Raw genomic sequence first — 13,890 nt, 5'->3', positions numbered from 1 at the left:
TAAAAAGGGAATCGGGGTAGGGGTCCCCGCTCTTCCCTTTTTAGGGGGGATCGAGCGGAGACCCCTTGCCACCTAGCTTTTAGCTACGCGGCTTTTCCTTCAATTCGATCGTCTCGATCTCATCGCCGATCTGGATGTCGTTGAACTTACCAAGACCGATACCGGCCTCGAAGTCCGTACGAACCTCGGTGACGTCATCCTTGAAGCGACGCAGCGACTCGATGGCCAGGTTGTCGCCCACCACGATGCCGTCGCGGATGACCCGCGCCTTGGCGTTTCGTGTGATCGTTCCCGAGCGCACGATGACACCGGCGACGTTTCCGAACTTGGACGAGCTGAAGACCTCGCGGATCTCGGCGATACCACTCTGCACTTCTTCGAACTCGGGCTTGAGCATTCCGGTGAGGGAAGACTCGATGTCCTCGAGTGCGTTGTAGATGACGGAGTAGAAGCGCACGTCCACGCCTTCACGAGCCGCACGTTCGCGCGCCTTCGTGTCGGGGCGAACGTTGAAGCCGATGATGATGGCGTTGTCGACGGTGGCGAGGTTGACGTCGCTCTCCGTGACCGCACCGACACCACGGTGGATGATGCGCAGCTGAACGGAGTCGTCGACCTCGATCTTGAGCAGCGACTCTTCCAGGGCCTCAACGGCACCGGAAACGTCACCCTTGATGATGAGGTTGAGCGATTCCACCTTGCCCTCTTCGAGTGCACGGGTGAAGTCCTCGAGGCTGATGCGCTTGCGGGCCTTGGCCAGCAGGGCGTTGCGCTCGGCGGCTTCGCGCTTCTCGGCGATCTGACGCGCGGTGCGGTCTTCCTCGATAACAAGGAAGGTGTCACCGGCGCGGGGAACGCTCGAGAGGCCCTGCACCTGAACGGCACGGGACGGCGTGGCGGCGAGAACGGCGTTGCCGTTTTCGTCGGCCATCGCACGAACGCGGCCGTAAGCGGTACCGGCAACGATCGAGTCGCCGACGTGCAGCGTTCCGGACTGGATGAGCACCGTGGCGACTGCACCGCGGCCCTTGTCGAGCTTGGCCTCAATGGCCACACCGCGGGCATCCTTGTTCGGGTTGGCGCGCATGTCGAGTCCGGCGTCTGCGGTGAGCAGGACGGCGTCGAGGATTTCCTGGATGCCGACCTTGTTCCTAGCTGACACGTCGACGAACATGACGTCTCCGCCGTACTCTTCGGCGACGAGACCGAATTCGGTGAGCTGCTGGCGCACCTTCTGCGGGTTCGCACCGGCCTTGTCGATCTTGTTCACCGCGACCACGATCGGCACGTTGGCGGCCTGTGCGTGGTTGAGTGCCTCAATCGTCTGCGGCATGATGCCGTCATCGGCGGCGACCACGAGGATCGCGATGTCGGTGACCTGCGCACCACGAGCACGCATGGCGGTGAACGCCTCGTGACCGGGGGTGTCAATGAAGGTGATGGCGCGTTCTTTGCCCTCGTGCTCGGTGACGACCTGGTAGGCACCGATGTGCTGGGTGATGCCACCGGCTTCACCGGCAGCGACCTTGGCGTTACGGATGGCGTCAAGCAGCGCGGTCTTACCGTGGTCGACGTGACCCATGACGGTGACGACGGGAGGACGAACTTCGAGCTCTTCGTCGGTCTCGTCGGCCAGCTCCTGGTCGATGTCGATGTCGAAGGCGAGCAGCAGCTCGCGGTCCTCGTCGTCGGGCGAGACCATCTGGATCTTGTAACCCAGCTCGCTGCCCAGAACGTCGAATGTGGCCTCGTCGAGCGACTCCGTTGCCGTTGCCATCTCACCGAGGTGGAACAGCACGGTGACCAGGTTGCCCGGGCTCGCGTCGATCTTGTCGGCGAAGTCGGTGATCGAGGCACCGCGGCGCAGACGCACCACGGTTCCGCCGTCGCCACGGGGGACGCTGACGCCACCCAGCGACGGAGCCTCGCGCAGCTCGAACTCGGCCCTCTTCGTCCGCTTCGACTTGCGCGCCTTGTTCTTGCCGCCACCGCGACCGAACGCACCAGCGGTTCCACCGCCGGGACCACGGCCACGACCACCGGCGCCGCCGCCACCGGCGGGGCGGGGCGGGCCGAAGCCGGGGGCACCGGCAGGTGCGCCGGGGCGGGTGAAGCCGGGGCGTGCGCCACCGGCGCCGCCCGGAGCGCCACCGGGACGCTGGAAGCCACCCGGACGCTGGCCGAAGCCGGTCGGGCGGGGTGCCTGGCCGGGTCCGCCCGGACGCGGGGCGCCGGGACGGGGTGCGGCGGGGCGGGGGATGTTGCTGGGCGAGGACGTGGACGGCGGACGCTGTCCCATGCCCTGCGCGCTCGCGAACGGGTTGTTGCCCGGACGCGGGGTGGGAGTCTTGCCCATGCCCTGGTTGCTGGCGAACGGGTTGTTGCCCGGACGGGCTCCCGGACGCGGGACGCTGCCGCCGGGCTTGGCGGTCGGAGCCGCGTCGCCGTCAGCCTTGGCGGCCGGTGTGGCTGCCTCGGTGGTCGTCTTCTCGGTCGCGGCGGTGCCGGACTCGGCGGCGGCCTTCTCGGTCGCTGCAGCCTTTTCGGCAGCGGCGGCCTTCTCGGTCGCTGCGGCCTGACGCTCCGCTACGGTGAGCGGCGCGGCGGGCATCGGCGGTGCATCCACTGCAGGAGCCTCGACGACGGGTGCGGGCACCGGTGCGGCGGGACGTGCCGGGGACGGACGTGCGCCACCGGGCTTGGCCGTGGTGGTCGACGCGGGCTTCGCGGCGGCGGCAGGGGCCGCCGGGGTGGCAGCGGCGCCGCCGGTGGCGACTCCGTCGGCCTCGAGTGCTGCACGCAGACGGCGGGCAACGGGGGGTTCAACGCTGGAAGACGGTCCCTTGACGAACTCGCCCATCTCTTTCAATTTCGCAAGGGCTACCTTGCTGTCGACACCGAGTTCAGTTGCGATCTCGTGTACGCGTGGTTTCGCAGCCACAATTCTCCTGTTCCGGGCCTGCACCCGGAAAGGGGCAGACCGTTAGTAACGGACGGTTCTCATTTCGAGCCGCTCATTAGTTATCCATTAGCCAAGTCAGCCTGTTCTCTAGTTGTTTTGCGTCCAGGGGGCTGGTCACTCGAAGAGCACGCCCGAAAGCGCGCCGCCTCACGGCCTCCTGGAAGCACGCGATGGTGGGATGAATCCACGCGCCTCGCCCAGGGAGGGTGGCGGTTTCATCAACCACCAGGTCCGAATTCTGGGCGACGATCCTCAGAAGTGAGGAGCGTGAGGCGCGGGAACGGCATCCAATGCACGTTCTAACGGGATCCATCGTACCCCCTATTCGTCGTCCTCCAGAATGCTGTCCGGCTGGATGTCGATTTTTGCGCCGGTCAGTTTGGCGGCGAGGCGGGCGTTCTGACCCTCCTTGCCGATCGCGAGCGACAGCTGGTAGTCGGGCACGAGGGCCCGAACTGCTTTGATCGACTCGTCGATGACGTAAGCGCTGGTGACCTTGGCGGGCGACAGCGCGCTGGCCACGAAGGTGGCCAGGTCCGGCGAGTAGTCGACGATGTCGATCTTCTCGTTGTTGAGCTCCGACGTCACCGCGCGCACGCGCTGGCCGAGCTCGCCGATGCAGGCACCCTTGGCGTTGACACCGGGCTCGGTGGCGCGCACGGCGATCTTGGTACGGTGGCCGGCTTCGCGGGCCAGCGACACGATCTCCACGACACCGCTGGCGATCTCGGGGACCTCCAGCGCGAACAGCCGACGCACGAGCGACGGGTGGGTGCGCGAGACGGTGATCTGCGGGCCCTTCATGCCGCGGCCGACGGCCGTGACATACACCCGGATGCGCGAACCGTGCACGTAGCTTTCGCCGGGCACCTGCTCCTCGGGGGGAAGGATCGCCTCGATGGTGCCGAGGTCGACGTGGATCATGCGGGGGTTGGGGCCCTGCTGGATCACGCCGGCGACGATCTCGCCTTCGCGGCCCTTGAATTCGCCGAGCACCGCGTCATCCGCGATGTCGCGCAGACGCTGATTGATGACCTGCTTGGCCGCGAATGCGGCAATGCGACCGAAGTCGTCGGGGTTGTCAACGGCCTCGCCGATGATGTTGCCCTCTTCGTCGTGCTCAGGAATGTAAATGTCGACGTGACCGGACTTGCGGTCGAGTACGACGCGAGCTCCGGGTTCTTCTTCCGCAGCCTGCTTCAGCGGCTCACCCTGGTGGGTGTGCTTGAGGTAGGCCGTCAGAATTGCTTGCTCGATGATCTGCACGAGTTCCTCGAAGGGAATCTCTTTCTCGCGCTCCATCAGCCGCAACACGCTGAGGTCGATGTCCATGGCCGGCCTCCTCTATTCAGATCTTGCCGCCGCGAAACCGCGCAGCGGGCTTCTCCCTACGGTACCGGAATCCCAGCGCGCCCGTCACCCGCCCGGGTGGTACCCGCAAGGACTCACCGAGGCGCTCTGGTGCGCGCAGCAGCCTGCGCGGTTACGCTATCCCGATGATTACTCGATCCAATGCAGAGTCCGCCGCCAATTCGGCCGGTCATGCCGCGCAGAGCGCCGGTAACAACCCGCACCTGAAGACCCTGGCCAAGGCCGGCTATGCGGTCAACGGCCTGCTGCATGGCCTGATCGGCGCCATCGCGATCGGGCTGGCTGTCGGTGCCGGCGGTGAGAGCGCCGATCAGTCCGGCGCCCTGGGCCAACTCGCCCAGTCCCCCGGCGGTGTCTTCGTCATCTGGATCATCGTCGTCGGCCTGACGGCGCTGGGCCTCTGGCAGGTTCTGCAGGCTTTCCTGGTGCCGGGCACCGATCCGAAGAAGGTCTGGGCGCACCGGCTTAAGGAGATCGGCAAGGGTGTGGCGTACCTGTTCGTGGCCGGCACGGCCCTGACCGTGGCACTGACGGGGTCGGCGGACTCATCGGGGAGCACGGCGTCGGCCAGCGCATCCGTGCTCGCCCTGCCCGGCGGGCCGGTGCTGCTCATGATTGCCGGGCTCGCGATTCTGGTGATCGGCGGATACTTCGTCTACAAGGGTGTTGCGAAGAAGTTCACCGAGGACCTCGCCGTGCCCGCCGGCACCCTGGGCACTGTGACGGTGGGCCTCGGCGTGGCCGGGTACATCGCCAAGGGCATCGCCGTGGGTGTTGTGGGCATCCTGGTGATCGTGGCAGGCTTCACGGTCGACCCGAGCCAGTCGACCGGCCTGGACGGGGCGCTGCGCTCGCTCGCCGCCCTGCCGTTCGGGGTGGCCATCCTGGTGCTGGTCGGCCTGGGCCTGATCGCATACGGCATCTACTGCTTCTTCAGGGCCCGCTTCGCCCGACTCTAACCACACCGGCGCGCGAAAGCGGTCATCCGGTTGCTTCAGCGTCGCTGAGGCAACCGGATGACCGCTTTCGCGATTGCGGGTTAGGCGAAGTGGGCGGCCAGCTCCGTAACGGCCACCTGGGTGCGCTCGCCCGAGCGGCGGTCCCACAGCTCCACGATGCCGTCGGCCGCGCCGCGGCCCACGATCACGATGGTGGGGATGCCGATCAGCTCGGCATCGCCGAACTTGACCCCGGGCGACACCTTGCGGCGGTCGTCGTAGAGCACGTCGCGACCGGATGCTTCGACCATGGCGGTCACGGCCTCGCTGGTCTCGAAGACGATCTCGTCGCGGCCGGTGGCGATCACGTGCACGTCGAACGGTGCCACCGCCTCGGGCCAGATCAGGCCCTTCGCGTCGTTGTTGAGTTCGGCGATCACGGCGAGGGCGCGGGTGACGCCGATGCCGTATGAACCCATCGTGACGGTGACGAGCTTGCCGTTCTCGTCGAGCACCTTGAGCCCCAGCGACTCGGCGTACTTGCGGCCGAGCTGGAACACGTGGCCGATCTCCATGCCGCGGGCCAACTCCACCGGGCCGGAGCCGTCGGGGGCCGGGTCGCCGGCGCGCACGTCCGCGGCCTCGACGGTGCCGTCCGCGATGAAGTCACGGCCGGCGACGAGGCCGAATACGTGGCGGCCGGCCTCGTTGGCGCCGGTGATCCACTCGGTGCCGTCGACGATGCGCGGGTCGACGAGGTAGCGGATGCCGGTGGCCGATTCAGCGCCCAGCATCGCGCCGGCGGCAGTCCACGGGCCGATGTAGCCCTTGACCAGGCCGGGGCGGCCGGCGACCTTGTCGAGCTTGGCGAAGTCGCCGTCGTTGGCGGCCTCGACCTCGGCGGGGGCGAAGGCCACCTCCACGCGCTTGAGGTCGACCTCACGGTCGCCGGGCAGGCCGATGACCACGATCTCGCGGCTGCCATCGGGCTGCACGAGGGCGAGCACAACGTTCTTGAGGGTGTCCGCAGCGGTCCAGTCGCGGCCATCCGGGCGCGGCTGGTTGGCGTTGGCCGAATCGACGAGGGTCTGGATGGTGGGGGTGTCCGGGGTGTCGTGCACCTGCGCGGCGGGGAAGCCGGCGAAGTCGATCGGCTCGGGTGCCAGGGTGCGGAACGCCTCGACGTTGGCCGCGTAACCGCCGGCCGAGCGCACGAAGGTGTCTTCACCCACCGGGGTGGGGTGCAGGAACTCTTCGCTCTTGGAACCGCCCATGGCGCCGGCATCTGCCTGCACCACGACGTATTCGAGGCCGAGGCGGGTGAAGATGCGCTCGTAGGCGTCGCGCTGAGCCTGGTAGCTGGTCTCGAGGCCGGCGTCGGTGTGGTCGAAGGAGTAGGCGTCCTTCATGGTGAACTCGCGGCCGCGCAGCAGGCCACCGCGGGAGCGGGCCTCATCGCGGTACTTGTCCTGGATCTGGAAGATCGACAGGGGCAGGTCCTTGTAGCTGTTGTAGAGGTCCTTCACCATCAGGGTGAAGACCTCTTCGTGGGTGGGGGCCAGCAGCAGGTCGCTGCCCTTGCGGTCCTGCAGGCGGAACAGGCCGTCGCCGTACTCGTCCCAGCGGCCGGTGATCTCGTAGGGTTCGCGCGGCAACAGGGCCGGGAAGTGCACCTCGAAGGCCCCGGCGGCGGCCATCTCCTCGCGGATGATGGTCTCGATCTTCGCCTTGACCTTCAGGCCCAGCGGCAGCCAGGCGAAAATGCCCGGCGCCTGACGACGGATGTAGCCGGCCCGCACAAGCAGGCGGTGGCTGGTGACCTCGGCATCAGAGGGGTCTTCGCGAAGGGTTCGGAGGAAGTAGTTCGACATACGAATAGGCACGCACCTACTTTACGGCGCGAGCAGGCCACCCGTCGGCGCGGGCCGGCCTCGAAAACGGGCAACTGTTGCCCGAGCGGACAACTGCACCCGGTACGCCGGACGCAATTGTCCGCTTCGGCAACAGTTGCGGCGCGGGCGGTGGGGTCGGGTGCGGCTAGCGGGAGCCGACGGTCACCACGGGGGCGCCGAGAGAGTCTTCGCTGGGCGGCATCTCGGCGGCCATCCGGTTGGCCTCCTCGATCAGGGTCTGCACGATCTCGGACTCCGGCACGGTCTTGATGACCTCGCCGCGCACGAAGATCTGGCCCTTGCCGTTTCCGGATGCCACGCCGAGGTCGGCGTCGCGCGCCTCACCGGGGCCGTTCACGACGCAGCCCATCACGGCCACACGCAGCGGCACCGTCATGCCCTCGAGGCCGTCGGTGACGTCGTTGGCGAGCTTGTAGACATCCACCTGAGCCCGACCACAGCTGGGGCAGGAGACGATCTCGAGCTTGCGTTCGCGCAGGTTCAGCGACTGCAGGATCTGCAGGCCCACCTTGATCTCCTCGGCCGGCGGGGCGCTGAGGGACACCCGGATGGTGTCACCGATGCCCTCGCCGAGCAGGATGCCGAATGCCGTGGCGCTCTTGATGGTGCCCTGGAAGGACGGGCCGGCCTCGGTGACGCCGAGGTGCAGCGGCCAGTCGCCGCGCTCGGCGAGCAGGCGGTAGGCCTTGACCATGACCACAGGGTCGTTGTGCTTAACCGAGATCTTGAAGTCGTGGAAGTCGTGCTCCTCGAACAGGCTGGCCTCCCACACGGCGCTCTCCACGAGAGCCTCCGCGGTGGCCTTGCCGTACTTCTGCAGGATGCTGGGCTCGAGCGAGCCGGCGTTGACGCCGATGCGGATGGAGACGTCCGCGGCCTTGGCGGCAGCGGCGATCTTGGCGACCTGGTCGTCGAACTTGCGGATGTTGCCGGGGTTCACCCGCACGGCCGCGCAGCCTGCGTCGATGGCCGCGTACACGTAGCTCGGCTGGAAGTGAATGTCGGCGATCACCGGGATCTGGCTCTTCTTGGCGATGATCGGCAGCGCCTCGGCGTCGTCGCGGCTCGGCACGGCGACGCGCACGATGTCACAGCCGGAGGCGGTGAGCTCGGCGATCTGCTGCAGGGTCGCGTTGATGTTCGTCGTCGGAGTCGTGGTCATCGACTGCACGCTGACTTGCGCATCGCCGCCGACGAGGACCTTGCCGACCTTGATCTGGCGGGACTTACGTCGGGGAGCGAGAGTTACGGGGACTTTGGGCGTACCCAGGTTTATAGCGGCCACGAATGTAGCTTACGCGTGCGCGATCCCGTGAAGCTGAACCCTTCCCGAACGCCCCGATGGTGTGGCGTGGGCTCAGCCGAACAGGTTGATCGGCTTGACGATGTCGGCGTAGATGAGCAGCAGGCTCATGCCGCCGAGCACGACCACGACGGCGAAGGTCAGCGGCATCAGCTTGGCCGTGTCGACGGGGCCCGGGTCGCGGCGTTTGAACAGCTTGGCGAACCACCGGCGGATGCCTTCCCACAGGGCTCCGGCGACGTGGCCGCCGTCCAGCGGCATCAGCGGAACCAGGTTGAAGACGAACAGGGCGATATTGAGCGAGGCGAGCAGGCCGATCAGGCTCGCGGCCTTGCTGTTGAACGGGATGGTGTCAATGCTGGCGATCTCGCCGGCGACCCGGCCGACGCCCACCACGCTGATCGGGCCGTTCGGGTCCCGCTCCCCCGGCCCGAACGCGGCGTTGGCCACGTCGATCAGACGCTGGGGCAGGTTCAGGATCATGTGGAACACACCGGAGATGTTCTCGCCGACCGCGGGCAGCACCGCCGTGATGGGCTGCTGCACGAGTTCACCGGCCGGGCCGATGCCGACGAAGCCGACATCAATGGTCTGCGGGTCGCCGTTGGCGTCGGTGACGATCTGATTGGCGTCATCCGTCACGTAGCGTTCGGTGAGTTTCGGGGTGATGACCAGGGTCTGCTCGGCACCGTCGCGGTCGACGATCACCTGCAGGGGCGTGCCCGATGACGCGCGGATGATCTCGGTGGACTGGTCCCAGCTGGTGATTGCGGCGCCGTCGATGCTCACCAGGCGGTCGCCGGGCTTGAGGCCGGCGGCGGCGCCGGGTGCGACCTCGTCGCCCTCCGCGCAGGTCTGCCGGTCGCTGGTGGCGGGCAGCACGCACGCGCTGACACTGCCGACGGTGGTGCTGGACTGGGTGGTGCCGAAGCCCATGAGCAGCACGGCGAAGAGCACCACCGCGATGAGCAGGTTCATGGTGGGCCCGCCGAGCATGATGATGATGCGCTTGAAAACCGGCAGTTTGTAGAACGCGCGGTGGTCTTCGCCCTCACCGATGGTCTCCGCGCTGGCCTGACGGGCGTCGTCGACCATGGTGCTCAAGGCGCCGGGCTTCTTGGCGGGTTCACCCTCCTGCACCAGCTGGTTGAAGAAACCGGTGCTGTTGGGTCGGGCGGCACCGTCCTTCGAGGGCGGGAACATGCCGATCATCGAGATATAACCGCCGAGGGGAAGCGCCTTGACGCCGTACTCGGTCTCGCCCTTACGCTTGGACCACAGAGTGGGCCCGAAGCCGATCATGTACTGGGTGACCTTGACCCCGAACAGCTTGGCCGGCACCAGGTGGCCGATCTCGTGCAGGCCGATGGACAGCGCAAGGCCCACGACGACCACGGCTACGCCCAAGATATATAACAGCACGGTTTCCACATCGGTAGATTAGCCTTCTCTTGCTGCAAGTCGGCTGGCCGTTGACCGGCAGCAGGCTATCCGCAAGATTTGCCACCCACCCGCCAGCATCCCGATTCACCGCCCCGGAGGCTCCCCCTGTCTGCACCGACCGAACCGCTTCGTGATCCGTCGCGGTCAGACAGCCTGATCGGGCTGGTCCTCGCCGACAGGTTTCGTCTGGTCAGGCTGATCGGCACCGGCGGCATGGCCACCGTTTACGAAGCCGCCGACCTGGCGCTGGGGCGCACTGTCGCGCTCAAGCTGTTCAGAATGGACACCGCCGACGATTCGGGCCCGCAGCGGCAGAGCGGCGAGGTCATGGTGCTCGCCAGCCTCAACCACTTCGCACTGGTGACCCTGTTCGATGCCGGCACCGAACACGTCGACGGCGTGACCCGGTCGTTCATCGTGATGGAATACGTCGATGGTTCCGACCTGCGCAGCCGCATCAACCAGGGCGCTGTGGCCCCCGCCGAGGTGGCCCGGATGGGCGCCGACCTGGCCGAGGCGCTGCACTACGTGCACGCGAAGGGCATCATCCACCGCGACATCAAGCCCGCCAACGTGCTGCTGGCCCCGTCGGATTTTCCCGGCCGAGTTTCGCACGCCAAGCTGGCCGACTTCGGCATCGCCCGGCTTTTCGACGCCACTCACCTCACCCGAACCGGCTCGGTGCTCGGCACCGCCGGCTACCTCAGTCCGGAGCAGGCGCTGGGCCAGCCGATCGGGCCGCCCAGCGACGTGTACTCGCTCGGCCTGGTTCTGCTCGAAAGCCTCACCGCCACCCGCAGCTACCCGGGCACAGCGATCGAATCGGCCATGGCCAGGCTGCAGCGCCAGCCGGAGCTCCCCGCGGAGCTCGGCGCCGAGTGGTGCGCCGTGCTCGCCGGCATGACCGCCCGCGAGCCGGCCGACCGTCTCACCTCGGCGGATGCCGCGGTGCGCCTGCGCGAACTCGTTCCGGCCGGGTCGACTGAGTCCTCCCTCGCGGCAATCCCGGCATCGGCAGACGACTCAACCGAGCTGATGGCGGCCGGCGCTGCACCCATGAATGCGGCGCCCCTGCAGACCGCACCGCTGACCGCCACCGAGAGGCTGCCCGCGGCCACCGGCGACGAACCCACCCGGGTGCTCCCCTCCGCAGGCATGGCGGAGCACACCGCGAAGACCGAGCGTTTGAACGCGGCCGCACCGCTGGACCGCACGGCGGTGTTCCAACCGGCCGGGGCCAGCGTGCCGGCCGCCGGCCAACGGCCGACCCGTCGTCAGCCCAAGGTCGGCCGGCGACCGTTGATCATCGGGGTGCTCGTCGCGCTGGCCGCGGTGATCGCGCTGGTGTTCCTGGTGCAACCGGGCGATCCGGCACCGGAGGCACCCACGTATCCCGCGGTCGACGGCGACCTCGGCACCCACCTCCAGCAGCTGCAAGAGAGCGTGAACCCATGACCGCCACCCGGACCATCCGCACCCGGCTCGTCCTGACCGTCGCCGGCCTGGGCCTCGCCGGCAGCCTGCTCACCGGCTGCGCAGGCACCACCGCCGCGCTGGATCCCGCCGCGGCGGCCGACCTGCAGGACGGAGTCCTCAAGGTGACCTCGGCCGCTGCCGCCGGAGACTTCCTCACTGCGCAGACCGAGCTCGGCACCGTGCAGACCGCCCTGACCGCCGCGTCGGCCGAAGATGCCGTCACCGCGGCCCGGGCCGCCGAGATCCAGACTGCCATCGACCTCGTCGGGGCCGACCTTGCGGCCTCGATCGCTGCGAGCACCCCAGTGGAGGTGCCGGTGGAGACGCCGACGCCAGAGCCTGTCAGCACGCCTGACGAGGGCAACGACGACGACAAGAAGGACAGAGACAAGGACAAAAAGAACGACGAGGAGGACAGCGACGACAGCGAGGACATCGACACGCCTACGCCTTCTGTAACGCCGGCTCCGGCCACACCCGAAACGCCCGGCACCGACAAAACCGGAACCGGAGCCTGCGAGAAGAAGGACGACTGCGAGTAGGGGCTGGACGGCCTTGACTGTCGGCGGGCATTGACAAAGAATTGCTGCCAACAGACATCAGGAGGCCCGCCTGACTACTTCAACCGAGCCGATTCGCGAACCGACGCGAACCGATACTGTGCTCGGACTCACGCTCGCGAATCGATACCGCCTCGACACATTGATCGGGTCGGGTGGGATGGCCGTGGTCTACCAGGCCTCTGATCTGGCCCTGGGCCGCTCCGTCGCCGTGAAGCTGATGCGATTCGATGCCGCCGGCGTTGCCGGATCCGCGCGGCACCGCGACGAGGTGGCGGTGCTGGCCCACCTCAATCATTTCGCCCTCGTCACGCTGTATGACGCTGGAGTCGAAGTGATCGACGGCGCCCCGCGGTCGTTCATCGTGACCGAATTCGTCGACGGCACGGATTTGCGTAGTCACCTGCTGGCGGGCCCGATGGATCCCGGCGAGGTGGCGAGGCTGGGTGCCGACCTCTGTGAGGCCCTGCACTGCATGGGCGCACTGGGCATCACCCACCGTGACATCAAGCCCGCGAACGTGCTGCTGGCACCGTCGGATTTTCCGGGCAGGGTCGTTCGCGCCAAGCTCGCCGACTTCGGAATCGCCCGGCTGTTCGACGCCGCCCACCGCACCGAGACGGGCGCTGTGGTGGGCACGGCCGGCTACCTCAGCCCGGAACAGGCCGGCGGCCTGCCGGTCGGCCCGGCCGCCGACGTCTACTCGTTGGGGTTGGTGCTGCTCGAGTGCCTCACCGGAAATCACAGCTACCCGGGCACCGCTGTCGAGTCGGCCATGGCCCGGCTGCAACGGCAACCGGAGATTCCCGACTGGGTCGACGCAGAGTGGCGAGCGGTGCTCACCGGGATGACGGCGCGTGAGGCCGAGGATCGGCTGCGACCCGCCGAGGCAGCCGGCCTGCTGCGCGTCCTGGTTCCCTCGGTCGACGCTCCTTCGGTCGAGGTTTCCTCGGTCAGCCCCGAGCCGGCAGCTGTGGGGGTCCGAGAAGAGGACAGCGCCACCCGACCGCTCGACCTGCCAACGACGCTGCAGCGTGAAGTGGCACCTTTCGTTCCGACCTCGACGCTTCATCCGCGAGCGGCGCCGGCCACGGCCCCCTCGCGTCGGCCACGCCGGTCGCGCACGTCCCGCCGGTGGTCGCTCGTCATCAGCGGAGTGCTGGTGGCTGTGCTCACCGCGGGGGCCGTGTTGTTCGTCGTTCCCGGCGCGGACCCGCCCCCGGAGCCGCCGGCGTATCCGGCGGTCGACGGTCAGCTCGGGGACCACCTCGAGCAACTGCAAGAGAGCGTCGACCCGTGACCCACCGCCGAAGTACGCTGGGCAGCCGCATCCGCGCCGGTATGGCGGCCGGTCTCGTGGTCGCGGGCACCCTGGTGGGGTGCACGAGCAGCACGCCCGGTGTGCCGGCCGACACGACAGCGCAGCTACAGGCCGCCGTGCTCTCGGTGACGGCAGCCGCCGCGACCGGCGACTATGCGGGCGCGCAGTCCGCCGTGGCCGGGCTGAAGGCCGCGCTGGCCGCTGCAGTCGAAGACGGCAGGCTCACCGAGGCTCAGGCCGCGAGGATCAACGCCGCCATCGCCCTCGTCGACGCTGACCTGATCGCGGCGCTGACGGCCGCGACCCCCGCGACACCGACCGTTCCCAGCACCCCGGCTCCTGCCACCAAAACGCCGGAGCCCAGCACCGAGCCGGAGGTCCCGGCCACCCAGCCGCCCGTGCCGACCCCGGAGCCAACGGGCAGTCCCAGCCCGGCGCCGACAGAACCCGTGCCGACGGCCGAGCCGACATCGCCACCGGAAACGCCCGACCCGGAGCCGACCCCCGAACCAGAGCCCACAACCGAGCCCGTTGTGCCCGACAACTCCGGTGGGACACCGGGCGAGCCCGGCACGGGCGATCAGGGCGCCGGCTGAGGCAGAA

The 13,890-nt window shown here is 68.1% G+C and carries 11 protein-coding genes; 5 read left to right on the top strand and 6 right to left on the bottom strand.

All coding sequences use genetic code 11. From position 1 onward, the window contains the following. Positions 1–79 precede the first annotated feature (79 nt). The 3 genes from infB to nusA form a co-directional block, all read right to left on the bottom strand. Entirely contained in the window at positions 80–2,941 is a 2,862-nt protein-coding gene (gene infB / locus B7495_RS04395; RefSeq protein ID WP_088455502.1) for a translation initiation factor IF-2, read from the bottom strand. 76 nt (positions 2,942–3,017) lie between these two features. After that, entirely contained in the window at positions 3,018–3,275 is a 258-nt protein-coding gene (locus B7495_RS04390) for a YlxR family protein (protein ID WP_088455501.1), read from the bottom strand. Between the two features lie 8 nt (positions 3,276–3,283). Next, positions 3,284–4,294: a transcription termination factor NusA gene (gene nusA, locus B7495_RS04385; protein ID WP_088455500.1), complete on the bottom strand. Its 1,011-nt coding sequence runs from the start codon at positions 4,292–4,294 to the stop codon at positions 3,284–3,286. Between the two features lie 164 nt (positions 4,295–4,458). On the opposite strand from nusA, the gene B7495_RS04380 reads away from it, so the two are divergent. After that, entirely contained in the window at positions 4,459–5,292 is an 834-nt protein-coding gene (locus B7495_RS04380) for a DUF1206 domain-containing protein (RefSeq protein ID WP_088455499.1), read from the top strand. Between the two features lie 80 nt (positions 5,293–5,372). Here B7495_RS04380 and B7495_RS04375 read toward each other — a convergent pair whose 3' ends face one another. The 3 genes from B7495_RS04375 to B7495_RS04365 all read right to left on the bottom strand — a co-directional run bounded on the left by B7495_RS04375 (position 5,373) and on the right by B7495_RS04365 (position 9,918). Continuing rightward, the gene (locus tag B7495_RS04375; protein ID WP_088455498.1) at positions 5,373–7,142 is read right to left on the bottom strand and encodes a proline--tRNA ligase; all 1,770 of its coding nucleotides are present in this window, start codon (positions 7,140–7,142) and stop codon (positions 5,373–5,375) included. 166 nt (positions 7,143–7,308) lie between these two features. Then, the gene (gene ispG, locus B7495_RS04370) at positions 7,309–8,469 is read right to left on the bottom strand and encodes a flavodoxin-dependent (E)-4-hydroxy-3-methylbut-2-enyl-diphosphate synthase (protein ID WP_088455497.1); all 1,161 of its coding nucleotides are present in this window, start codon (positions 8,467–8,469) and stop codon (positions 7,309–7,311) included. A 72-nt stretch (positions 8,470–8,541) separates the two neighbouring features. Next, the gene (locus B7495_RS04365) at positions 8,542–9,918 is read right to left on the bottom strand and encodes an RIP metalloprotease (RefSeq protein ID WP_205748712.1); all 1,377 of its coding nucleotides are present in this window, start codon (positions 9,916–9,918) and stop codon (positions 8,542–8,544) included. 69 nt (positions 9,919–9,987) lie between these two features. Between B7495_RS04365 and B7495_RS04360 the strand changes: the two genes are divergently transcribed. From B7495_RS04360 to B7495_RS04345, 4 genes are all read left to right on the top strand, one after another. Next, on the top strand, positions 9,988–11,385 hold the full coding sequence (locus B7495_RS04360; RefSeq protein ID WP_240632394.1) for a serine/threonine-protein kinase: 1,398 nt from the start codon (positions 9,988–9,990) through the stop codon (positions 11,383–11,385). After that, positions 11,382–11,948, top strand: a complete 567-nt coding sequence (locus B7495_RS04355) for a hypothetical protein (RefSeq protein ID WP_088455495.1) — start codon at positions 11,382–11,384, stop codon at positions 11,946–11,948. Before B7495_RS04360 ends, B7495_RS04355 begins: the two co-directional genes overlap by 4 nt. 178 nt (positions 11,949–12,126) lie before the next feature. Continuing rightward, complete coding sequence (locus tag B7495_RS04350; protein ID WP_088455494.1) at positions 12,127–13,266, top strand: serine/threonine-protein kinase; 1,140 nt, start codon at positions 12,127–12,129, stop codon at positions 13,264–13,266. Then, positions 13,263–13,883 (top strand): hypothetical protein, encoded by a 621-nt coding sequence (locus B7495_RS04345; RefSeq protein ID WP_134497251.1) that lies wholly within the window; start codon positions 13,263–13,265, stop codon positions 13,881–13,883. Before B7495_RS04350 ends, B7495_RS04345 begins: the two co-directional genes overlap by 4 nt. Positions 13,884–13,890 lie beyond the last annotated feature (7 nt).

Origin of the sequence: Cryobacterium sp. LW097 (assembly GCF_002205495.2) — a bacterium.
In the GTDB taxonomy this organism is placed as follows: Bacteria; Actinomycetota; Actinomycetes; order Actinomycetales; family Microbacteriaceae; genus Cryobacterium; species Cryobacterium zongtaii.
Note: the sequence above shows the minus strand (reverse complement) of the source record. Positions and strands in the feature narration are given on the sequence as shown.